Annotated in this window: 21 protein-coding genes; 18 read left to right on the top strand and 3 right to left on the bottom strand. The window is 46.2% G+C overall.

Features of this window, described 5'->3' with window-relative positions:
* Positions 1–3: 3 nt before the first annotated feature.
* Entirely contained in the window at positions 4–1,641 is a 1,638-nt protein-coding gene (locus tag BMY63_RS01150) for a diphosphate--fructose-6-phosphate 1-phosphotransferase (protein WP_091899340.1), read from the top strand.
* 109 nt (positions 1,642–1,750) lie between these two features.
* Positions 1,751–2,647 (top strand): glycoside hydrolase family 25 protein, encoded by an 897-nt coding sequence (locus BMY63_RS01155; RefSeq protein ID WP_091899341.1) that lies wholly within the window; start codon positions 1,751–1,753, stop codon positions 2,645–2,647.
* A gap of 23 nt (positions 2,648–2,670) precedes the next feature.
* On the opposite strand, the gene BMY63_RS01160 is transcribed toward BMY63_RS01155, so the two are convergent.
* On the bottom strand, positions 2,671–3,420 hold the full coding sequence (locus BMY63_RS01160) for an RNA methyltransferase (protein ID WP_091899342.1): 750 nt from the start codon (positions 3,418–3,420) through the stop codon (positions 2,671–2,673).
* Positions 3,421–3,514: 94 nt separating this feature from the next.
* Between BMY63_RS01160 and tamL the strand changes: the two genes are divergently transcribed.
* From tamL to BMY63_RS01200, 8 genes are all read left to right on the top strand, one after another.
* Entirely contained in the window at positions 3,515–5,743 is a 2,229-nt protein-coding gene (gene tamL, locus BMY63_RS01165) for a translocation and assembly module lipoprotein TamL (RefSeq protein ID WP_091914203.1), read from the top strand.
* A gap of 94 nt (positions 5,744–5,837) precedes the next feature.
* A complete protein-coding gene (locus BMY63_RS01170; RefSeq protein WP_091914205.1) occupies positions 5,838–6,641 on the top strand; it encodes an MBL fold metallo-hydrolase in 804 nt (267 codons plus the stop codon).
* A 6-nt stretch (positions 6,642–6,647) separates the two neighbouring features.
* Complete coding sequence (locus BMY63_RS01175; protein WP_091899345.1) at positions 6,648–7,151, top strand: DMP19 family protein; 504 nt, start codon at positions 6,648–6,650, stop codon at positions 7,149–7,151.
* Entirely contained in the window at positions 7,148–7,627 is a 480-nt protein-coding gene (gene smpB / locus BMY63_RS01180; RefSeq protein WP_091899346.1) for an SsrA-binding protein SmpB, read from the top strand. The genes BMY63_RS01175 and smpB overlap by 4 nt, the downstream gene beginning before the upstream one ends.
* A 57-nt stretch (positions 7,628–7,684) precedes the next feature.
* Entirely contained in the window at positions 7,685–10,393 is a 2,709-nt protein-coding gene (gene metH, locus BMY63_RS01185; protein ID WP_371113570.1) for a methionine synthase, read from the top strand.
* On the top strand, positions 10,390–11,016 hold the full coding sequence (locus tag BMY63_RS01190; protein ID WP_091914209.1) for an HAD family hydrolase: 627 nt from the start codon (positions 10,390–10,392) through the stop codon (positions 11,014–11,016). Before metH ends, BMY63_RS01190 begins: the two co-directional genes overlap by 4 nt.
* Positions 11,017–11,029: 13 nt before the next feature.
* A complete protein-coding gene (locus BMY63_RS01195; RefSeq protein WP_091914211.1) occupies positions 11,030–12,511 on the top strand; it encodes a glycoside hydrolase family 10-like protein in 1,482 nt (493 codons plus the stop codon).
* 22 nt (positions 12,512–12,533) lie between these two features.
* Positions 12,534–13,169: a hypothetical protein gene (locus tag BMY63_RS01200; protein ID WP_091899350.1), complete on the top strand. Its 636-nt coding sequence runs from the start codon at positions 12,534–12,536 to the stop codon at positions 13,167–13,169.
* Here BMY63_RS01200 and BMY63_RS01205 read toward each other — a convergent pair.
* Entirely contained in the window at positions 13,166–13,606 is a 441-nt protein-coding gene (locus tag BMY63_RS01205; protein ID WP_091899351.1) for a hypothetical protein, read from the bottom strand. The two genes, BMY63_RS01200 and BMY63_RS01205, sit on opposite strands and share 4 nt — an antisense overlap.
* Before the next feature lie 171 nt (positions 13,607–13,777).
* On the opposite strand from BMY63_RS01205, the gene BMY63_RS01210 reads away from it, so the two are divergent.
* The 8 genes from BMY63_RS01210 (at position 13,778) to galE (ending at position 20,519) form a co-directional block, all read left to right on the top strand.
* Positions 13,778–14,212: a SoxR reducing system RseC family protein gene (locus tag BMY63_RS01210; protein WP_091914931.1), complete on the top strand. Its 435-nt coding sequence runs from the start codon at positions 13,778–13,780 to the stop codon at positions 14,210–14,212.
* A gap of 10 nt (positions 14,213–14,222) precedes the next feature.
* Positions 14,223–15,113 (top strand): Fe-S cluster domain-containing protein, encoded by an 891-nt coding sequence (locus BMY63_RS01215; protein ID WP_091899911.1) that lies wholly within the window; start codon positions 14,223–14,225, stop codon positions 15,111–15,113.
* Positions 15,110–16,483, top strand: coding sequence for an electron transport complex subunit RsxC (gene rsxC / locus BMY63_RS01220; RefSeq protein ID WP_091914213.1), 1,374 nt, complete (start codon positions 15,110–15,112; stop codon positions 16,481–16,483). The genes BMY63_RS01215 and rsxC overlap by 4 nt, the downstream gene beginning before the upstream one ends.
* A gap of 28 nt (positions 16,484–16,511) precedes the next feature.
* On the top strand, positions 16,512–17,516 hold the full coding sequence (locus BMY63_RS01225; protein ID WP_091899353.1) for an RnfABCDGE type electron transport complex subunit D: 1,005 nt from the start codon (positions 16,512–16,514) through the stop codon (positions 17,514–17,516).
* A 15-nt stretch (positions 17,517–17,531) separates the two neighbouring features.
* Entirely contained in the window at positions 17,532–18,149 is a 618-nt protein-coding gene (locus BMY63_RS01230) for an RnfABCDGE type electron transport complex subunit G (RefSeq protein ID WP_091899354.1), read from the top strand.
* Between the two features lie 21 nt (positions 18,150–18,170).
* Positions 18,171–18,755 carry an electron transport complex subunit RsxE gene (gene rsxE, locus BMY63_RS01235; RefSeq protein WP_091899355.1) on the top strand — a complete coding sequence of 195 codons (585 nt, stop codon included), beginning with the start codon at positions 18,171–18,173 and terminating at the stop codon, positions 18,753–18,755.
* Positions 18,756–18,759: 4 nt separating this feature from the next.
* Positions 18,760–19,362 (top strand): electron transport complex subunit RsxA, encoded by a 603-nt coding sequence (gene rsxA, locus BMY63_RS01240; RefSeq protein ID WP_091899356.1) that lies wholly within the window; start codon positions 18,760–18,762, stop codon positions 19,360–19,362.
* Between the two features lie 116 nt (positions 19,363–19,478).
* The gene (galE, locus tag BMY63_RS01245) at positions 19,479–20,519 is read left to right on the top strand and encodes a UDP-glucose 4-epimerase GalE (RefSeq protein WP_091899357.1); all 1,041 of its coding nucleotides are present in this window, start codon (positions 19,479–19,481) and stop codon (positions 20,517–20,519) included.
* A gap of 87 nt (positions 20,520–20,606) precedes the next feature.
* Here galE and ispE read toward each other — a convergent pair whose 3' ends face one another.
* Positions 20,607–21,440, bottom strand: a complete 834-nt coding sequence (gene ispE, locus BMY63_RS01250) for a 4-(cytidine 5'-diphospho)-2-C-methyl-D-erythritol kinase (RefSeq protein ID WP_091899358.1) — start codon at positions 21,438–21,440, stop codon at positions 20,607–20,609.
* Positions 21,441–21,559 lie beyond the last annotated feature (119 nt).

The raw sequence follows: 21,559 nt of genomic DNA on the forward strand, positions 1-21,559 counted from the left end.
ATTATGGAAAAAAGTGCATTGCAGATTGCGAGAGCCGCCTATCAGCCGAAGCTGCCGAAGGCTCTTCAGGGTGCTGTAAAAATCAAAGAAGGCCAACCGACGCAGAGCGTAGGTGATCAGGAGGAAATCAAGAAGTTGTTCCCCAACACCTATGGTATGCCGATCGTTGAGTTCGAGCCTGCTACAGAGGCAAACACCAAGAAGATGAACGTAGGTATCATCCTCTCAGGAGGTCAGGCTCCTGGCGGACACAACGTCATTACTGGTCTCTTTGATCAGATCAAGAAGCTGAACCCTGAGAACCGTCTCTTCGGTTTCATTCTCGGTCCTGGCGGTCTGGTAGATCACAACTATATGGAGCTCACCAAGGAAATTATCGATGAGTACCGCAATACCGGTGGTTTCGACATGATCGGCTCTGGTCGTACAAAACTGGAGAAGGTTGATCAGTTCGAGAAGGGTTTGGAGATTATCCGTGAGCTCGACATCAAGGCTATTGTCATTATCGGTGGTGACGACTCTAACACGAACGCTTGTGTACTCGCTGAGTACTATGCTGCCAAGCAGTATGGCGTACAGGTCATCGGTTGCCCGAAGACGATCGATGGTGACCTGAAGAACGAACAGATTGAAACATCCTTTGGTTTCGATACTGCCTGCAAGACCTATTCAGAGTTGATCGGTAATATCGAGCGTGACTGTAACTCTGCCCGTAAATACTGGCACTTCATCAAGGTGATGGGCCGTTCGGCTTCTCACATCGCTCTTGAGTGCGCTCTGCAGACACAGCCGAATATCTGTCTGATTTCCGAGGAGATCGAGCAGAAGAACATGAGTCTTGACGATGTCGTAGATTATATCGCCAATGCCGTAGCTGTACGTGCAGCCGATGGTAACAACTTCGGTACTGTCATTATCCCTGAGGGTGTTATCGAGTTCATTCCTGCTATCAAGAAGCTGATTGCTCAGCTCAATGATGTGCTTGCAATGCCTGAGGCAAAGGATCTGGGTCGTTCTGAGCAGATCGACTTTGCCAAGAGTCACCTGACAGAGGAGAACCTGGCAGTCTTCAACTCACTGCCCACAAGTGTTGCTCGTCAGCTGGCTCTCGACCGTGACCCCCACGGAAACGTGCAGGTGAGTCTGATCGAGACAGAGAAGCTCCTCTCTACGATGGTGGCTGTGAAGATGGAGAAGATGAAGAAGGCCGGTCAGTATAGCGGTAAGTTCGCTGCCCAGCATCACTTCTTCGGTTATGAGGGTCGTTGCGCTGCTCCTTCTAACTTCGACGCAGACTACTGCTATGCTCTCGGAACGAGTGCCGCTCAGTTGATTGCCAACGGTAAGACCGGTTACATGGCTATCGTCAAGAACACGACTGCACCCGCAGAGCAGTGGATCGCCGGTGGTGTGCCCATCACCATGATGATGAACATGGAGCGCCGTAATGGTGAGATGAAGCCCGTAATCAGAAAGGCTCTTGTGGAACTCGATGGAGCTCCCTTCAAGACCTTCGCAGCTCAGCGTGATGATTGGGCTAAGAATACGGCTTATATCTATCCGGGCCCAATCCAGTACTGGGGACCCACAGAGGTCTGCGACCAGCCTACCAGAACCCTGGCGCTTGAGCAGGCTAAATAAATAAGTTGAAAGATTAAGGGTTAATAATTATGATATGCTTTGCAGGCGAAAACAAATACAATGCTTGTCAGAGTCATCATAATTGTTAATCCTTAATTGTTTTTCTGAAATGGTAAAAAGGAGAGTAGTTCGCCGGAAAGGAGTAGGCACGACACGGACATATCATGGTCCCGGCAGGAGAAGACGACCGAGTCTTCTGATACGTATGCTCCAGAAACTACCAGGATGGGCCTGGTGGGTTGGCGGTGTGACTATTGTTTTGGCCTATATCTGGTTTTTTTACTATTTCTTTGTCAGTCCTTTTGGCTTCCGTTGGCGTGCGCTCTATGGCGACGTGTCATATCCGGAAGGTTATGAGATACATGGCATTGACATCTCCCATCATCAGGGACGCATAGACTGGGGCGAACTGAAGGACAATGGAAGCATTAACAGATGTCCGATCCGTTTTGTCATGATCAAAGCAACGGAAGGGGCTACTCAGACCGATGAGAATTTCCGTGATAATTTCTATCAGGCACGTGAGAATGGCTTTACACGAGGTGCCTATCACTTCTATAGTGTGCATACACCGGCAGAGCAACAGGCTTATCATTTTATGAGTACGGTGAAACTAGAGAATGGTGATCTGCCCCCAGTGCTGGATGTAGAGCATAAACCCAAGGAGCAGACTGACGAGGAGTTCAAGAATTCCGTGCTTCTATGGCTTCAACTTGTGGAAAAACATTATCAGGTCAAGCCTATTATCTATACTTATTATAAGTTCAAGAAACGTTACCTCAGCGATTCCATCTTCAACCAGTATCCATATTGGATAGCCCATTATTATGTTGATTCTTTGGAATATCAGGGACCATGGAAATTCTGGCAGCATACCGATGCAGGGCGGTTGCCAGGTATCAAAGGTAGTGTAGACTTCAATATCTACAACGGCTCTTATTATGACCTTCGTCAGATGACCATCGGTTCTCAGGAGACCATTGGTGTGAAGGCCTACAGCGAATAGGTAGCCAATAATCCTTTTCTTTATTATAACCTCCGCCTGAACTCAGAACAGGTGATGGCTGTGGCGATAGCGACATTCAGACTGTCGGCTGTGCCTCCTTGGTGGAAATCCGGGATGAGCAGTCGGTGACTGACACGTCGACGGACATCATCAGAGATTCCGTTGCCTTCATTTCCCATGATGATAAGTCCTTCACGGGAGAGGGGTTGCGTGTATATGTTCTCTCCGTCGAGGAACGTACCGTAGACAGGGAAGTCGTGGGGCAGGGAATCCAGGAAGACGGGGAGATCAGTATATATGATGTTCACTCGGGCGATACTTCCCATCGTAGCCTGTACAACCTTGGGGTTCCAGGCGTCAACAGTCTCTTCGCTGCAGTATATCGTGTCGATACCGAACCAGTCGGCGATACGTATGATGGTGCCCAGATTGCCGGGATCCTGTACGCCATCAAGGGCTAATGACAGACCGGAAGGGGTCTTTGATGCTTTTACGTCGGGTATGGGGAAAAGTGCAAGAACCTGTTGAGGGTGTTGTTGGAAACTGAGACGACGCAGTTCGTCGTCAGTAACTTTTACGATCTCGCCCTCCGTCTTGAATAGATGAGGACGGACCTGAAGGTACTCTTCTGTTGCGAAGACCATCCTTGGTTGAGTGCGTTGCATAAGATCGTCAACGGTCTTCGTACCCTCGGCTACAAACAGACCTTCGCGACGACGGTATTTCTTTTGTTCGAGTAATCGGATGTATTTGAACTGGTTTTTACTGATCATTTTCCCAAAAGTCGTTAATTCCGTGGCAAAGATAACAATTTATCAAGAATTTAGATTCATGAATTAAGAGTTTTTTGTATTTTTGCAATTCAAAATGACCGTGCTGATGAAGATGTTCCGATTATGGAGAAATGTTTCCTTGGTTACAGGCACATTGCTGATAAGTGCCTGTTCGGTTACGCGTGACCTTCCAGAAGACGCTTATCTGCTGAACCATGTGAAGGTGGTGGCCGACGGGAAGTACAAGGATATCAGTACCACACAGTTGAAAGATTATGTCAGGCAGAAGACGAACTCCCGTTGGTTCTCTACCTTCAGGATCCCCTTGGGAGTCTATTCCATGGCAGGCAGGGATAGTTCATGGTTGAACCGTACCTTACGAGCGATGGGTGAGCCTCCTGTACTGTATGATAGCATACAGGCACGTCTGACATGTGAGGATCTGAAGTTGGCATTGCAGAACAAGGGATATCTTGACGCACAGGTAGAGCTCTTCACACATAAGAAAAAGAAGAAAGCAGATGCCTATTATGTGCTTCATCCCAACACCCCTCATCATATCGGGACATTTGATGTTGATATCCGTGATTCTGTCATCAGCAAGCTCCTCATCGACAGAAAGCCGACCCTTCATACTGGCATGCAGTTCAGCACGGAGGCCCTGAATACCGAACGTTCACAGATTACATCGTTCCTCCAGAATAGAGGATACTTCCGGTTTCATAAGGAGTTTATTACCTACCGGGCCAGCAGAGATGCTGAACATCACAGGGTTAATCTGACCATGGTGCTCCACCCGTATCAGCGTCCCGACATGCCTGACACCCTGCATAGTAGCTACAGCATACGAAACATTATCTATCAGAGCGGGAATGCCGCAGACAGTGTGATACATCTGCGTAGTCATGTTCTTCGCGAAAACACTTTCCTAAAAGAAGGAGAGCCCTATTCCGCTGAAGCCCTGCAGAATACATATAACCATTTTGGACGACTTGGCGCTGTCAGGTATACGAACATCAGTTTCGAACCGGTTGCTGACACCCGACAACTTGATACAAGGATTCTGATACAGACCAACAAACCGTCCACCGTCAGTTTCCAACCGGAAGGAACAAATACGGCAGGAGACTTCGGTGCTGCGGCCTCGTTGACCTATCAGAACAAAAACCTGTTCCGTGGCTCAGAGACATTCAGTATGCAGATACGTGGCGCCTATGAGGCGATTCGTGGATTGGAGGGCTACCGTAATCAGGATTTTATCGAATACAGTGCAGAGAGCAGACTGTCGTTCCCCCGGTTTATCTTCCCGTTCCTGAGTTCGGATGTGCGTCGTCGGATTATAGCCACGAGTGAGGTGACGTTGCTCTTTGACTCTCAGGATCGTCCAGAGTTCCACCGCAGAGTCTTGTCGGCAGGGTGGCATTATCAATGGAAACCCCAACACCATAACGACAGTTATCGCTTCGATCTGGTGGATCTGAACTATGTGTTTATGCCGTGGATCAGTGAGACCTTTAGAAATGAATACCTGGAGAATACCTCAAACTCCAATGTGATCCTCCGTTATAACTATGAGGATCTGTTTATCATGCGGATGGGCTTTGGGTATACTTATAATAACCGTAGACTGGCTTTTAAGACTCATGTGGAAACCGCAGGCAACCTCTTGAATCTCACGTCAGGCATGTTCGGTGGCTCCAAAAATGAATATGGTCAATACCGGGTCTTTGATATTGCCTATGCCCAGTATGTAAAGGCTGACATTGACCTCACCAAGAATCTGCTTGCTGCAGGCTTCCGTGACCAACTTGTCTTCCATCTCGGATGGGGTATTGCATATCCTTATGGAAACAGTAAGGTTCTTCCTTTTGAGAAACGCTATTTCTCAGGTGGCGCAAATAGCGTGAGAGGATGGAGCGTGAGAAGTCTTGGACCGGGAAGCTACAAAGATAAAGACGGACGTATCAATTTCATTACCCAGACGGGTGATATGAAACTGGACATCAACCTGGAATATCGTACCCGACTGTTCTGGAAATTCAATGGTGCCATCTTCGCTGATGCGGGAAACATATGGACGTTAAGACGGTACGACGAACAGCCTGGAGGACAGTTGACGTTGCGTAGTCTGGTTAATGATATGGCTGTGAGTTATGGTATGGGATTACGCCTGAATTTTGACTATTTTATTCTACGCTTTGATCTCGGTATGAAAGCCATTAACCCGGCATATCGGACGGAAGAGGAGGCCCACTATCCACTCATCCATCCTGATCTAAGTCGTGATCTGGCCTTCCATTTCGCCGTAGGACTGCCATTCTAAGCGTTAAAAAATAACAAGGTACGGTATTAATTTCAAAATCTTAATTCTTAATTATTATTTTATTCGTACCTTTGCACGAAAATATCAAATAGACATGTTAAGATTTATATCGTTTGGAAGCGGCAGCAGTGGTAATTGCTATTACCTGAGCACCGCCACAGACGGACTTATTATAGATATCGGCGTAGGGATACGCACACTGAAGAAGCAATTCAGAGAATATGGCATCAGCCTGAACAGCGTACGACATATCTTCGTGACACACGATCACGCAGATCATATTAAGTCCGTAGGCTCGTTTAGTCATGACTATCATGTACCTGTCTATGCCACACGCCTCGTACATCAAGGTATTGACCATAACTATTGTGTACAACGAAAAGTGGCGGAAGATATGAAGATGGTTATGGAGACCAACAAGCCAGTGCAGGTAGGTGAGTTCTTAGTAAGATCCTTTCCTGTGCCGCATGATGCCAGTGAGAATGTGGGATATGAGATTCAGGCCGAGGGCGTGACGTTTGTGATTATTACAGATATGGGCAGTGTCACAGAAGATATCAAGGAGGCCATCTCTAGAGCAAACTATTTGGTCATCGAGGCCAACCATGATATTGAGATGCTGAAGAATGGACCCTATCCGGAGTATCTTAAGAAACGGATACTCAGTGGAAGCGGTCATCTCTCGAATACTGACTGTGGTCATGCTCTGGCTGAGAATATAACAGAAGGGCTCCGACATGTATGGCTTTGCCATCTCAGTGAAGAGAACAACCACCCGGAGTTGGCTAGAAAGACCGTAGAGACGATCCTCCGGAGTTATGGTATCATCCCCGGGAAGGATTTCAATCTGGAGGTTCTTCGTCGGAAGACACCGACAGGTATATACGAACTCATATAAGAGAATATGAAAGAGGTAATTGTTAAAGACGCAGACTTGCAGCAAGCTGCCCAGGAGGGTATGGATGCCTTCTTGAAGGTTTTTACGGACGCTATCCACGAGACTATCGGTGGAGAGCTGACAGCAGAAAATATGGGCGAGTTGAATGCAGATCAGATCACGTTGTTGTCGTGGGAGGTCCTGCATGAAGAGTTGATGGATGGTGGTTTCATACAACTAATCCATAACGGTTACGGTCCGTTTATCTTTAAGAACCCCTTTGCCAAGGCCTTGCGTCTTTGGGAGCTCCGTGGACTGTCGAAGCTTATCTACGATGCCCATACCCTTTGGTTGAAATACAGGGACGAGATAGAGAAAGACTGTGACGAAGAGGCGTTCATGGCGCTCTTTGAACGTTTCCCGGAATTCGACGACCTCGACGACCTTTTCATAGAACATGAAGAGGAATGGACGGAGGATATCGCCCATTATGTAGACGATCATCTGGAGAATTTTGCGACTATTCAATGAATAAAGAACAAGAACAGCTCAGAAAGAAAAGTCCTGTACAAATCCGAAATAAGAAAGCTTCGTTTGAATATTTCTTCATAGAGACCTATACGGCCGGTATTGTACTGACAGGAACGGAGATCAAGTCTATCCGTTTAGGAAAGGCAAGTCTCGTAGATACCTATTGTGTCGTTATCAATGGTGAACTATGGGTGAAAGGGATGAGTATCAGCCCTTATTTTTATGGGTCGTATAATAATCATGAGATGAAACGTGACAGGAAACTCCTGTTGACGAAGAAAGAGATACGCAGTCTGTCCAGCGCCACCAAACAGACAGGATACACCATCGTACCACTATTGGTTTTCATCGACGAGAAAGGACGCGCCAAGATGGATATCGCCTTATGTAAGGGTAAGAAAGAGTATGACAAGCGTCAGACACTCAAAGAAAAGGAAGACCGTCGGGAGATAGACCGCGTAATGAAAAGATATTAAGCCGTGAAAGGACTGAACGACATCATTCAGGATCGCATACTCATCCTCGATGGGGCGATGGGTACGAAGATACAGACATACGGACTTACGGAAAGTGATTTCCGTGGAGACCGTTTTAAAGATGCCGTCGGACAGATGAAAGGCAACAACGACATGTTGTCGTTGACACGGCCGGATATCATCGAGGATATCCATCGCCAGTATCTGCTGGCAGGTGCGGATATCATTGCCACCAATACCTTCAGCAGTCAACGTATATCTCAGGCAGATTATGGTCTTGAAGAGGCTGCGCGTGACATGGCGTATGAAGGGGCGAGGATTGCTAGGGCAGTGGCTGACGAGTTCTCAACGAAGGAAAAGCCACGATTTGTGGCGGGTTCCATCGGGCCGACCAACAAGACCTGTTCTATGTCTCCAGATGTCAGTAATCCTGCTGCCAGAGATTTGACGTACGATGAGTTGTTCGTCGCATACCAAGAACAGATAGAAGCGCTTATTGAGGGTGGGGTGGATGCCCTGCTGATTGAAACAATCTTCGACACCTTGAACGCGAAAGTGGCTATTGATGTTGCTCAGCAAGTTATGGTGACCAAGAAGGTGAAACTTCCTATCATGCTCTCCGTTACAGTCAGTGACCTGGCCGGTCGTACACTTAGCGGCCAAACGCTTGAAGCCTTCTTGGCCAGTGTCAGTTCGTATCCTATCTTCTCCATTGGCCTGAACTGTTCCTTTGGTGCAACGCAGATGAAGCCGTTCCTACGGGAACTGGCCAAGAAAGCACCGTATTATATCAGTGCATATCCGAATGCAGGACTACCCAATTCTATGGGACTTTACGATGAGACAGCAGAGACCATGGCACCGAAGATGGGGGAGCTTGTCGATGAAGGTCTTGTGAATATTATCGGTGGTTGCTGTGGTACTGACGAGACGTTTATCGCCCAGTATGTACCTCTTGTGAAAGGGAAGAAGCCCCATGTACCTGTTGAAAAGCCGCAGACAATGTGGCTCTCAGGACTGGAGTTGTTGGACGTAACACCAGAGGTCCAATTCGTGAATGTCGGAGAACGCTGTAATGTTGCGGGGTCACGTAAATTCCTTCGCCTGATCAAGGAGAAGAGTTATGAAGAGGCGCTCAGCATTGCCAGAAAACAGGTTGCTGACGGGGCCCTTGTGATAGATGTCAATATGGATGACGGTCTGCTTGACGCCAAAGCAGAGATGGTTAATTTCCTCAATATGATTGCGTCGGAACCAGATATCGCCAGAGTACCTGTCATGATCGACTCTTCCGACTGGGATGTTATCCGGGCAGGTCTGAAGTGCGTGCAAGGAAAATCGATAGTGAACTCCATATCGCTGAAGGAAGGCGAAGATAAGTTTATTGAGCACGCACGTGACGTGATGCGTTATGGAGCTGCTGTCGTGGTTATGTGCTTTGACGAACAAGGACAGGCGACGACTTATGATCGACGAATAGAAATAGCAGAGAGGGCCTATCATCTTCTGGTGGAGAAAGTCGGCATGAATCCTTTGGATATAATTTTCGACCCGAATGTGTTAGCGGTTGCAACGGGCATGGAAGAACATGATGCCTATGCGGCTGACTTTATAAAAGCGACTGACTGGATTCATAGGAATCTGCCTGGAGCGCATGTCAGCGGTGGTGTGAGCAACCTCTCTTTTTCCTTTCGCGGCAACAACTACATCCGTGAGGCCATGCATGCAGCCTTCCTCTATCATGCTATTCAGAAAGGAATGGATTTCGGAATCGTAAATCCCTCTACGAGAGTGACGTATGAAGACATACCTAAAGATCAGCTTGATATAATAGAGGATGTTATTCTATACCGTCGGAAGGATGCGGCAGAGCGACTGATAGAATTGGCTGCCAAGATTGCTGAAGAAGCAGACAAACGACGTCAGGCTGATGGTACGGATAATAATGGTTCTGTAAACGGCCATCAGGAGGAATCCAGAACTGCTCGTCCTGTGGAAGAACGACTTGCCTATGCGTTGATTAAGGGTATCGGTGACTATCTGGAGGAAGACTTGCATGAAGCCTTGAAATGCTTTCCTCATGCTGTCGATATCATCGAAGGCCCACTGATGAACGGTATGAATACCGTCGGGCAGTTGTTTGGTGAAGGTAAAATGTTCCTGCCACAGGTTGTTAAGACTGCCCGAACCATGAAACAGGCGGTCGGAATCCTTCAGCCATATATTGAAGCCGAAAAAGCAGAAAGCGGAAAGAGTGCAGGTCGAGTTCTCTTGGCAACAGTAAAAGGTGACGTCCATGATATTGGTAAGAATATCGTCGGAGTGGTTATGGCCTGCAATAACTATGATATTATTGATATGGGCGTGATGGTGCCTGCAGAACAGATTGTCAGGAAAGCAAAGGAAGAACATGTTGACATGGTCGGACTCAGTGGACTGATTACACCAAGTCTGGAAGAGATGGTCAATGTCGCCACCGAACTGCAGCGTGCCGGTATGAATATCCCCATCATGATAGGAGGTGCCACGACCAGCGAACTGCATGTTGCTCTGAAGATAGCCCCAGTCTATGGCGGTCCTGTCGTATGGATGAAAGATGCCTCACAGAATGCATTAGTGGCATCGCGCCTGATGACTGATGGTCAACAGGTTGGGAAAGAATTGACTGAGCGATACCAACATCTCCGAGAAGAGTATCATCAGGAACAGGAGAGACTGTTGACATTGGAAGAGGCGAGAAAAAACAAACTAAATCTGTTCGAATGATTAAAAACATCATATTTGACTTAGGTGGAGTTATCATGACCTTGGATCCTGACGAGGCTGTCAAACGGTTTCGGGATCTAGGTCTGAAAGACGCTGCACGTCAGTTGGATTCATACACACAGGCGGGTATTTTCGGAGATCTGGAACATGGTAAGATTAGTGCCGAGACATTTCGTCTGGAATTGAGTCGGATGGTGAAACATGAACTGACGTGGGAAGACTGTCGCCATGCATGGTTGGGCTATGCGAAGGAGGTGCCACGGCGTAACCTCGATGCGCTCAAGAGTCTTCGCGCAGATGGCTATCGTCTGATTCTGCTGTCGAACACGAATCCATACATGATGTCGTGGGCGATGTCGCCAGATTTTGATGGGGAAGGACATGCTGTCACGTATTATATGGATGCATGCTACTTGAGTTACCTTGTGGGAGCCATGAAGCCCGACAGACTTTTTTTTCAATATGTGTTAGATGTGGAGCAGATTGTTCCGGAAGAGTCTTTATTCCTTGACGATGGACCTCGGAACGTAGAGGTGGCTGAAAGTATGGGTATTCACACCTTCTGTCCAGAGAACGGTGCAGATTGGACCAAAGAGATATATGAGTATTTGAATGTAGAATAATATAAAACAAGATATGAGAAAAACGATATGGTTGGCCATGGCATTTCTGATGACTGTGGCAGCAGGAGCGCAGAAGCGGGAGTTTAGAGGAGCTTGGATACAATGTGTTAATGGACAATTCCAAGGAATGGGTAAGGAGAAGATGCAGCAGACGCTGACCTACCAATTGGATGAACTGCAGAAAGATGGTGTGAACGTGATTATCTTCCAGGTCCGACCGGAATGTGATGCGCTCTATGCCAGTAAGATTGAGCCATGGAGTCGTTTCCTGACAGGAAAACAGGGCGTCGCACCATCACCATATTGGGATCCTCTGCAGTGGATGATTGATGAGAGTCATAAACGCGGCATGGAACTCCATGCATGGATCAATCCCTATAGGGCGAAGACGAAGAGCACCAAACAGTTGGCATCTAACCATATCGCAGTGAGAAAGCCGACGAGCTGTTTCGCCTACGATGAGTTATTCGTCTTGAATCCGGGTATCCCTGAGAATCGGGATTATATCTGTGAGGTGGCAAAAGACATCGTATCTCGATATGATATCGATGGTATTCATATGGATGATTACTTTTATCCCTATCCAGTAAAAGGTGAGACCATTCCAGATGATGAATTGTTTATGGAGTACTCAAATGGTATCAAGAACCAGGATGATTGGCGTCGATATAATGTGAACCTATTTATTGAACAGTTTTATAAGACCGTCCACGAGACTAAGCCATGGGTGAAGGTGGGTATCTCTCCTTTCGGTATTTACCGGAACAAGAAAAGTTCTCCAGTGGGAAGCAACACCAATGGAATACAGAATTATGATGATCTCTATGCAGATATCCTCTTGTGGGTTAACAACGGGTGGTTAGACTACTGTGTACCACAGTTATATTGGGAGATAGGTAATAAGAATGCCGATTATCAGACATTGATCAAATGGTGGAGCCAGCATGCTGCTGCCCGTCCGTTGATTATTGGAGAGGATGTGGAGCGTACGGTCAAATATGCCGATCAGAATAATCCCAATATCCATCAGTTACCAGCTAAGATGACGCTCCATCGTCAGTTACCTAACATTAAAGGAACAGTACTGTGGTATGCCAAGGCCGCTGTTGATAATATCGGGAACTATGGAACGGCCTTGCGTACAGCATACTGGAAATACCCATCCTTACAACCTGTCATGCCATTCATTGACGGGAAAGCTCCTGGAAAGGTGAAAAAACTGAAACCTATATGGATTGATGGTGACTATGTGCTTTTCTGGACAGCACCGAAGGGTACGGGTTGGGAAGACAAAGCGGAGAAATATGTCGTCTATCGTTTTGCCAAGGGCGAGTTCATCAATACGGACGATCCTTCCAAAATCTGTGCCATCACTGATAAGACTTTCCTGAAACTGCCATATCAACAGGGGAAAGAGAAGTGGGTATATGTGGTCACAGCGTTAGACCGTCTCCAGAATGAGAGTAAGGCGGTAAAGAGGAAGATTAAGCTATAATCATGCGAAAGGAGGAAAAGAGATGAAGAAGTGGTTCGTAGGAGTGGCAGGACTCTTGATGATCCTGTCTTGTGGAAGCAAAAGACTGTCGCCAGAGGTGTTACAGCACAAACTCGACAGTATCAAGGCTGTAGAGATTAAGGAACGTCTGGCTCTGCAAGGAATAGACCTCACGAAGTCTGACAATCCTTTAAAACTGTTTTACGACAGTCTTAACCTACAACCACTGCCCCTCAGTTATTCCGAGGATTATGTCCGCTTCTTGCCAGACTTCAAGGACGTACCTTCTGAGATAGTTTCATTATTGGAGTTTGACGGGGAACATCCTAAAGCGATTACGCTGCCAGAGAGCGTTGGTACACGTCTGTTGGTAGTAGCCTCAGACGAGTATGATAATTTATACTCTATATGGCTTTATTCTCTGGACGATGATTACGTCCCCGTTGATAAACTCTGTCTATATGCGATAGAAGATCAGGATCCGGAAGAATACGAGGAGATAGAGAAGGAAGAGTTTATACAGTATTTTTCCATCACAAGTGACTATCAGATTCATCTGATAGATTTCTCAAAGACAAAAAACAAGACCAGACTTGAAGAAGTGTATTATATCGATGAAACCCGGAAATTCGTATTGCAGAAAAGTGAGTTGGACTAATCTTTCAATAACTTCTCCATGAAGTCATTCAAGTCTTCATCCAAGCCAGCCATCAATTCGGGATTTATCATGACCACCTCGTCGTCAACCAGATACAACTCCTCCAACGATTCCTTGTCCTCATCTTCCAATACAAAAGAGAAAGGCTTAAGAATGGACATTTTCTCTATATTTTCCTTGTTTGCTTCAATACTCCTGCGTATGATTGAAGCAATCTGATCATAGAAATCATCGTCGGTATTGCCAATCCACTGTTCAATGACAAAGCGTGTAATCTCCTCGTCATCGTCATTGAAAGCCGTCACTTCACCAGTCTCCTGCGTCACGCGGATATGAATATCTGTCATCTGAGAGTATTCATCTGCAGGAGGAAATTTGTCTGCTATCTTCCGAATAGCACGATCTAATTGCTGAAGTGTCTGTTCACTGGGTTTCATGCTTATAAATTCTTTAATCAATGCAAAAGTATAAAAAACTTTTGTAACCACAAACGATTGTGGTCATTTTTTCAAAAAAAACTTAATTCATACCTTGATATTCTTTTTTTCTTCGTATCTTTGCATTTGCAAAGTAGAGATAGCAAAAATGCTTTTACAAATTGTGAACTCATGAGTACCCGGGTTAGTCATTCTGGCATTGTGGATTCCATTAGCAATGGATGCGTGAGGGTGCGTATTCAACAGACTTCCTCATGCGCAGCATGTCACGTCGCAAGTCATTGTAATGCAGCCGAGTCAAAGGAGAAGGTTGTCGATGTCTATGATGTCAGCAACATAAACAGTCTGAAGCCTGGGGATATCGTCGTCGTTTATACTTCCGGCAAGATGGCGAGTCGTGCACTCCTGATGGGGTTCGGCATACCTTTTCTCATTCTTGTAAGTGTGCTCACAGGAGTTTTATGGTTTACGGGCAACGAAGGTGCGTCGGCCATAGCCGCACTATTTGCTCTGGGACTGTATTATTTGGTTTTGTATTTCTGTCGTGATTGTATTAAACAGAATATTTCCTTCCATATTGATTATTCGAATCAACTAAAACAATAGCATATTCATGATAAACATCATCTTAATTGCAGTGATGGTACTTGGGGCAATAGGACTCATAGCGGCAGTTATTCTATATGTCGCCTCCAAGAAATTTGCAGTCTATGAGGATCCTCGTATTGCGCAGGTCAGCGAACTTCTACCAGGCGCAAACTGTGGAGGGTGTGGATTCCCCGGATGTGCTGGTATGGCCGACGCACTTGTCAAGGGAGCCGATAAGGGTAATATTGATAACATGTTTTGTCCTGTCGGTGGTACAGACATCATGGGTAAAGTGGCTGATCTGTTGGGGCTGGCGATTGCCAATTCAGAACCAATGGTAGCTGTTGTAAGATGTCTTGGAACCTGTGAGCACCGTGCGCATGTCGTTGAGTATGGTGGACTGCGTACTTGTACCGCCATGCATGCTTGTGGTGCCGGTGAAACGGCTTGTGGCTATGGCTGTTTAGGTTGTGGCGACTGTGTGGCGGCATGTCAATTCGGTGCCATCAAAATCAATCCTGAGACCGGTATTCCAGAAGTCGATGAAGAGAAATGTACTTCTTGTAGTGCCTGTGTAAAGGCATGTCCAAGAGGCATTATCGAGTTACGCAAGAAAGGGCCGAAGGGTAGGAGGGTATTTGTTTCCTGTGTCAACAAAGATAAGGGGGCTGTATCCATGAAAGCTTGTAAGGTGAGTTGTATCGGTTGTGGTAAGTGCGAGAAGGAATGTCCCTTCGGTGCAATCACGGTAAAAGACCAACTTAGCTATATAGACTTCAATAAGTGTCGTCTGTGTAGGAAGTGTGTGACCGTCTGTCCGACACATGCTATCACTACCGTTAATTTCCCCGCTACGAAACCCAAAACAGAGAATCCGGTTAAATCAGAGACAAACACAGGAAAGGAGGATCAAGTATGACTATCAGAACATTTAGTATAGGGGGTATTCATCCTGGGGAAAACAAGTTGACGAATGATGCCGTGACAAAGGTGGCTAGTCTACCAAAACAGGCTATATTTCCTTTAAGTCAACATATTGGAGCACCAGCCAAACCTGTGGTCCAGAAAGGCGACAAAGTGAAGGTTGGAACATTGATTGCAGAGGCAGGAGGTTTTGTTTCTGCTCCCATTCACTCGTCTGTCAGTGGTACCGTATATAAGATTGACACTGCCATTGATGCGACAGGCTATCGTAAGCCTGTCATCATTATTAATGTAGAAGGTGACGAGTGGGAGGAATCGATTGATCGTAGCGACGTGCTCGAAACTGTAGAGAATCATCCGGAGCTTACATCAGAGAAGATTATAGAGATGATAAAGACTGCTGGTGTCACGGGTATGGGTGGGGCTGGTTTCCCGACTTTCATCAAACTGATGCCGCCGCCGACAGCCAAAGCAGAATGCGTGATTATAAATGCTGTGGAGTGTGAGCCATATATTACAGCTGATTACCGTCTGATGATGGAGAAAGCTGATGAAATTCTCGTTGGACTTGAGTTACTGATGATAGCAGCCAAGGTGACCAAGGGGTATATTGGTATTGAAACCAACAAACCGGCAGCCATCAAACTACTAACGCAGAAGGTAAACCAAAAATTCAATGTTCAATCGTCGAAGTTTGATGTTGAAGTTGTTCCTCTGAAGCAGCGATATCCACAAGGTGGTGAGAAACAGCTTGTAGATGCCGTCATCCGTCGTCAGGTTCCTGCGCCTCCGGCCATTCCTGTCAATGTTGGAGCAATTGTTCAGAATGTTGGTACATCCTATGCTGTTTATGAGGCAGTTATGAAACACAAGCCTCTCGTAGAGCGTTATACAACTGTAACAGGAAAGAGACTCCGGAACCCGGGCAATTATTTAGTAAGAATGGGAACTCCGATGAAAGATCTTATTGATACCTGTGGTGGTATGCCCGATGGCGAGAATAAACTGTTGGCCGGTGGTCCGATGATGGGAAAGGCGCTAACATCTATTGAGGTTCCTGTCTGCAAGGGCACAAACTCTGTAACGATACTCTCTGGTGAAGATGCGCGTCGGAAAGAACCGCAGGTCTGTATCCGCTGCGCTAAGTGTGTCGGTGCCTGTCCGATGGGACTGGAACCATATCTGCTTGCAAAATTATCTGAGCTCAAGAATTGGGAACGCAGTGAGCGTGAGGATATCGTCAGTTGTATTGAGTGTGGCTCGTGTCAGTTCACATGTCCAGCGCACCGTCCTCTGCTCGACCATATCCGTTTGGGAAAGAGCACTGTCATGGGAATTATCCGTTCTAGAGCGGCACAAAAATAATAATGTTCAATGTTCAAAGCAATGTTCAATGAGTAGATTAATTGTTTCTCTATCGCCACATGCGCACGGAACAGACAGTGTGGAACGCAACATGTATGGTGTTATAATTGCACTGATACCCGCCCTCCTTGTATCATTCTTATATTTTGGTCTGGGAGCCGTCATCGTGACGACTACGAGTGTTACAGCTTGTATCTTCTTAGAGTGGGCTATTAGCAAATATGTCTTGAAACAGAAAAGACTTACGATATGTGATGGGTCTGCCGCTCTCACAGGGTTGCTTCTTGCTTTCAATTTGCCATCTAATCTCCCTATATGGATTATCCTCATCGGTGCCCTTTTTGCTATCGGGGTTGCTAAGATGTCATTCGGAGGTCTTGGTAATAATATCTTCAACCCAGCACTCGTGGGCCGTGCAGCCTTGTTGGTAGCCTTTCCTGCTCAGATGACATCATGGCCTCAAGCAGGTCGATTGAGCCGTTATTTAGATGCAGAGACAGGCGCCACACCTCTTTCTATCATGAAAGAAGCTATCAAGAGTGGTGATGCCTCTTTGTTGGAAAAGTTGCCGGATAGTCTGCATATGATGATTGGTCTACCTTCATCTTGCACCTATGGTGCAGGCTCACTTGGTGAGGTCTGTGCTCTGGCGTTGCTTATAGGCTTGATCTTCATGTTATGGAAGAAAATAATCACTTGGCACATTCCTGTGTCAATCATCGCAACGGTATTCATATTCGCAGGTTTGCTGCATCTGTCTGATCCTGCATATGCTGATCCTATCTCGGTAATCTTGTCTGGAGGTCTGCTGTTAGGTGCTATCTTCATGGCAACAGACTATGTCACCTCGCCAATGACGCCGAAAGGACAACTGTATTACGGTGTGGCGATAGGCTTCCTTACCATTGTCATCCGTAATTGGGGAGCTTATCCTGAAGGAATGTCGTTTGCCATCTTGATTATGAATGCGTTTACACCACTCATTAATAATTATATAAAACCCAAACGTTTCGGTGAAGAGCCAGCAAAATAAAGAAAGGATAACGATATGAAGAAACTCGAATCATCTTTATTAAATATGGTGCTCGTACTTACAGGCATATCTGTCATCATGGGTGGTATTCTCGCTTATGTGAACCACCTCACCGAAGGACCGATCAATGCCCAGAAAGCTAAGGCATTGTCTGATGGCATTAAGGCCGTTATGGTATGCGACGATATTGCTGTTGATCGTACCGATACCGTTTGTCAGCATGATGCCACGGGTAAAGAGCGTGTTTATATCATCTATCAGACCCGAGATGCCCGAGGAAACGACTTGGGTGCTGCTGTGGAGAGTACTGTCGGTGGCTTCGGTGGAGACCTGAAAGTGCTCGTCGGCTTCGACCCCGAAGGGAAGATATTGGGTTATACGCTACTCGAACATGCTGAGACCCCAGGACTTGGCGCCAAGGCTGACAATTGGTTCCAGAAAGGAGAAAAGGGTGATATTATAGGAATAACACCCATAGAACCGCTGACGGTTTCGAAGGATGGTGGGCAAATTGATGCCATAACAGCCTCTACCATTACCAGTCGTGCTTTCCTGCTCGCTATCAACAATGCTTATAACGCATATAAGAACACTCCTATCGATGCACAGACAGGAGCTACGAAGAAAGAATAGAAAGTTAAAAGTAGAATAAATATGAACTATATCAGTATCATCAAGAATGGCATTATTAAGGAGAATCCGACATTCGTCCTGATGCTCGGTATGTGTCCCACGTTAGCTACGACAACCTCTGCTATTAACGGTTTGTCGATGGGACTTGCCACGATGGCTGTGCTTATCTGTACCAACTGTGTAATCAGTTGTATGAAGACTATTACACCTGACAAGGTACGAATTCCCGTATTTATCGTTGTTATAGCGGCCTTTGTGACTATTCTACAACTGGTAATTAAGGCTTTCCTGCCTGATATCGATGCTGCGCTAGGACTTTTCATTCCATTAATCGTTGTCAACTGTATCATTCTCGGGCGGGCAGAGGCTTTTGCAGCCAAAAATTCACCAATGGCCTCTCTCTTTGACGGTATCGGCATTGGACTTGGTTTCACAATAGGCCTTACTCTTCTTGGTATTTTCCGTGAGTTATTGGGGGCAGGTTCGATATTCGGATTGACTTTGTTGCCGGAAACCTATCATATTCTCCTTTTCGTATTACCTCCAGGGGCCTTTATTACTCTTGGTTTCCTGATTGCGATTGTCAACAAACTCAGAAACGTATAAATCAATGGAGTATATACTGATTTTCATCTCTGCCATTTTTGTGAACAACATTGTGTTGTCGCAGTTCCTCGGCATATGCCCATTCCTTGGCGTGTCGAAGAAAATCGATACCTCACTAGGAATGTCGGTTGCAGTCGCTTTTGTGTTAACTCTGGCTTCTATTGTCACATGGCTTGTACATAAATATGTACTTGAGGCCTTTGGCCTGCAATACCTCCAGACCATAGCCTTTATCCTCGTGATAGCTTCCCTTGTGCAAATCGTAGAGATTGTACTGAAAAAGGTATCACCGGCTCTATATCAGGCACTTGGAATCTTCCTTCCCTTGATTACAACCAACTGTGCTGTACTTGGCGTGGCTATCCTTGTCATCCAGAAAGATTATTCTCTGTTACAGAGCGTGGTCTATGCCTTCTCCACGGCTATCGGTTTCGGTCTGGCATTGATAGTATTCGCTGGCATGCGGGAACAATTGGAACTTGTTAAGGTTCCCAAAGGGATGCAGGGCATGGCCATTGTGATGCTCTTAGCCGGTCTGCTGAGTCTCGCTTTCATGGGATTCTCTGGTGTTGATGGTGGCTTGCGTACACTTTTCGGCTTGGAATGAATAAAGATGCACCTCATGTGCATTCTGGCAAATATTTGGACCATTTGTTTGCCCGTCTGAGAAATATGTTGTAACTTTGCATCATTGTAAATAAAACAGACTAAAACTTTAATATAATGAAACAGACAATTTTGGTAACTGGGGGGACGGGCTTTATCGGAAGTCATACGACAGTAGAACTGCAGGAAGCGGGGTATGAGGTCGTGATTATCGATAATCTTTCCAATTCCAACGAGAATGTGCTCGATGGAATAGAGAAAATATCGGGTATACGTCCTGCTTTCGAGAAAGTAGACTGCTGCGACATGGAAGCGCTGGAGGACGTGTTTAAGAAATATCCGAAGATAGAGGGCATCATTCATTTTGCTGCTTCTAAAGCTGTTGGTGAAAGTGTGGAAAAACCGTTGCTCTATTATCGTAATAATTTGACATCCCTGATCAACCTGTTGGAACTGATGCCAAAATATCATGTGAAAGGTATTATCTTCTCCAGTTCGTGTACGGTATACGGGCAACCTTCTCAGGAGAATCTGCCAGTGACAGAGGATGCACCGATTCAGAAAGCCATGTCACCTTATGGTAACACCAAGCAGATTAACGAGGAGATTATTCAGGATTATATTCATTCTGGTGCTCCTATCAAAAGCATCATCTTGAGATATTTCAATCCTATCGGTGCTCATCCCTCAGCACTCATCGGTGAACTACCCAATGGTGTGCCTATGAATTTGATTCCGTTTGTGACACAGACGGCCATGGGAATCCGTGAGCAACTGAAAATCTTTGGTCATGACTATAACACACCAGATAAGACCTGTATTCGCGACTATATTTATGTCGTTGACCTCGCCAAAGCACATGTAAAAGCGATGGAACGCGTGCTTGACGAACCAGAAACAGATGCTGTTGAGGTGTTTAACATCGGCACGGGTCGCGGCCTCTCCACCCTCGAAGTTGTAGAGGGCTTTGAGAAAGCTACCGGTGTGAAGGTGAACTGGACGTATGCTCCACGCCGTGAGGGTGACATCGAACAGGTATGGGGTAATGTCGATAAAGCGAATAAAGTACTGGGCTGGAAAGCGGAGACTCCGACTGACGAGGTGCTGAGAAGTGCATGGAAATGGCAGGAGAAGCTACGCAAAGATGGTATCCAGTAGATAAAAATATAGCGGCTTATTATGAGTCGCTTTTTGTGTTTGTGTTGTGATGGGCTCTCGATGTGAATCGCGGGCCCATTCAACGTTTTAAAGAGGGATGCAGGTTTTGAACGTGTCCTTCTTATCAAACACATCAAGACAGACAGGTTGGCGAAATAAGCCAAATAGACTGCTACCACTACCTGACATAGCAGCATAAACAGCTCCCATATCGTACAGACAGTCTTTGATAGCTCCTATCTCTGGATGAAGAGCAAAAACACTCTTCTCAAAGTCATTGGTAAGAACTTCACGCCAAGTATCCATTGGTTGCATGACGATATCTTTGCAATTCCAGACAGGACGGGTAGGGGTGATCAAAGAGAACGCTTCTTTCGTAGGAACGGGAATAGCAGGACGGACTACAGCCAGGTACCATCCGCTCAGATCTAAACTGATAGGCTGTAGTTTCTCTCCAATTCCCTCTGCATAACAAGGACGATTAACGATAAAAAAGGGACAGTCAGCCCCCAGACGTGTGGCGTAGGTAATCATCTGCTCTTCTGTTAATCCAAGTCCGAACAGATTGTTAAGCAGAGTGATCATAAACGCGCAGTCACTGGAACCTCCTCCCATACCTGCTTGAGTCGGTATACCTTTATAGAGATGCGCATGTACACGGGGAAGATTTGGGAAGTCCTGTTTCAGAATATTATAAGCCCTGACCACCAGATTCTTTTGCTCATCACCCTCAATGTGGATGTTTGTTACTTTCAGATCACACTCAACGGTAGAGGGGAAAAGGGGATCCATCGGGAATACCTCTAGTCCGTCAGTAATTGGCACAGGATAGAAAACGGTCTCCAGATTGTGGTAACCGTCAGGACGCTTCTCAACAACGTTAAGACCGAGATTGATCTTTGCGATGGGCTGTGTAAACATATTGCTATCGTATTAACTGTCAGGCTTGTGGGGTCGCCCCATTATTCTTTTTCTGTCGACGGTGATTTTTCCGTTGCCCAGGTTTTTCTTGTTTTGTCTTCCCTTGGCTGTTCTTACCA

The organism is Prevotella aff. ruminicola Tc2-24 (assembly GCF_900110895.1).
Lineage (GTDB): Bacteria > Bacteroidota > Bacteroidia > Bacteroidales > Bacteroidaceae > Prevotella.

Coding starts and splice junctions, on each gene's coding strand:
- BMY63_RS01150 (WP_091899340.1), top strand. CDS start 4: ATGGAAAAAAGTGCATTGCAGATTGCGAGAGCCGCCTATCAGCCGAAG.
- BMY63_RS01155 (WP_091899341.1), top strand. CDS start 1,751: ATGGTAAAAAGGAGAGTAGTTCGCCGGAAAGGAGTAGGCACGACACGG.
- BMY63_RS01160 (WP_091899342.1), bottom strand. CDS start 3,420: ATGATCAGTAAAAACCAGTTCAAATACATCCGATTACTCGAACAAAAG.
- tamL (WP_091914203.1), top strand. CDS start 3,515: ATGACCGTGCTGATGAAGATGTTCCGATTATGGAGAAATGTTTCCTTG.
- BMY63_RS01170 (WP_091914205.1), top strand. CDS start 5,838: ATGTTAAGATTTATATCGTTTGGAAGCGGCAGCAGTGGTAATTGCTAT.
- BMY63_RS01175 (WP_091899345.1), top strand. CDS start 6,648: ATGAAAGAGGTAATTGTTAAAGACGCAGACTTGCAGCAAGCTGCCCAG.
- smpB (WP_091899346.1), top strand. CDS start 7,148: ATGAATAAAGAACAAGAACAGCTCAGAAAGAAAAGTCCTGTACAAATC.
- metH (WP_371113570.1), top strand. CDS start 7,685: ATGGGTACGAAGATACAGACATACGGACTTACGGAAAGTGATTTCCGT.
- BMY63_RS01190 (WP_091914209.1), top strand. CDS start 10,390: ATGATTAAAAACATCATATTTGACTTAGGTGGAGTTATCATGACCTTG.
- BMY63_RS01195 (WP_091914211.1), top strand. CDS start 11,030: ATGAGAAAAACGATATGGTTGGCCATGGCATTTCTGATGACTGTGGCA.
- BMY63_RS01200 (WP_091899350.1), top strand. CDS start 12,534: ATGAAGAAGTGGTTCGTAGGAGTGGCAGGACTCTTGATGATCCTGTCT.
- BMY63_RS01205 (WP_091899351.1), bottom strand. CDS start 13,606: ATGAAACCCAGTGAACAGACACTTCAGCAATTAGATCGTGCTATTCGG.
- BMY63_RS01210 (WP_091914931.1), top strand. CDS start 13,778: ATGAGTACCCGGGTTAGTCATTCTGGCATTGTGGATTCCATTAGCAAT.
- rsxC (WP_091914213.1), top strand. CDS start 15,110: ATGACTATCAGAACATTTAGTATAGGGGGTATTCATCCTGGGGAAAAC.
- BMY63_RS01225 (WP_091899353.1), top strand. CDS start 16,512: ATGAGTAGATTAATTGTTTCTCTATCGCCACATGCGCACGGAACAGAC.
- BMY63_RS01230 (WP_091899354.1), top strand. CDS start 17,532: ATGAAGAAACTCGAATCATCTTTATTAAATATGGTGCTCGTACTTACA.
- rsxE (WP_091899355.1), top strand. CDS start 18,171: ATGAACTATATCAGTATCATCAAGAATGGCATTATTAAGGAGAATCCG.
- rsxA (WP_091899356.1), top strand. CDS start 18,760: ATGGAGTATATACTGATTTTCATCTCTGCCATTTTTGTGAACAACATT.
- galE (WP_091899357.1), top strand. CDS start 19,479: ATGAAACAGACAATTTTGGTAACTGGGGGGACGGGCTTTATCGGAAGT.
- ispE (WP_091899358.1), bottom strand. CDS start 21,440: ATGTTTACACAGCCCATCGCAAAGATCAATCTCGGTCTTAACGTTGTT.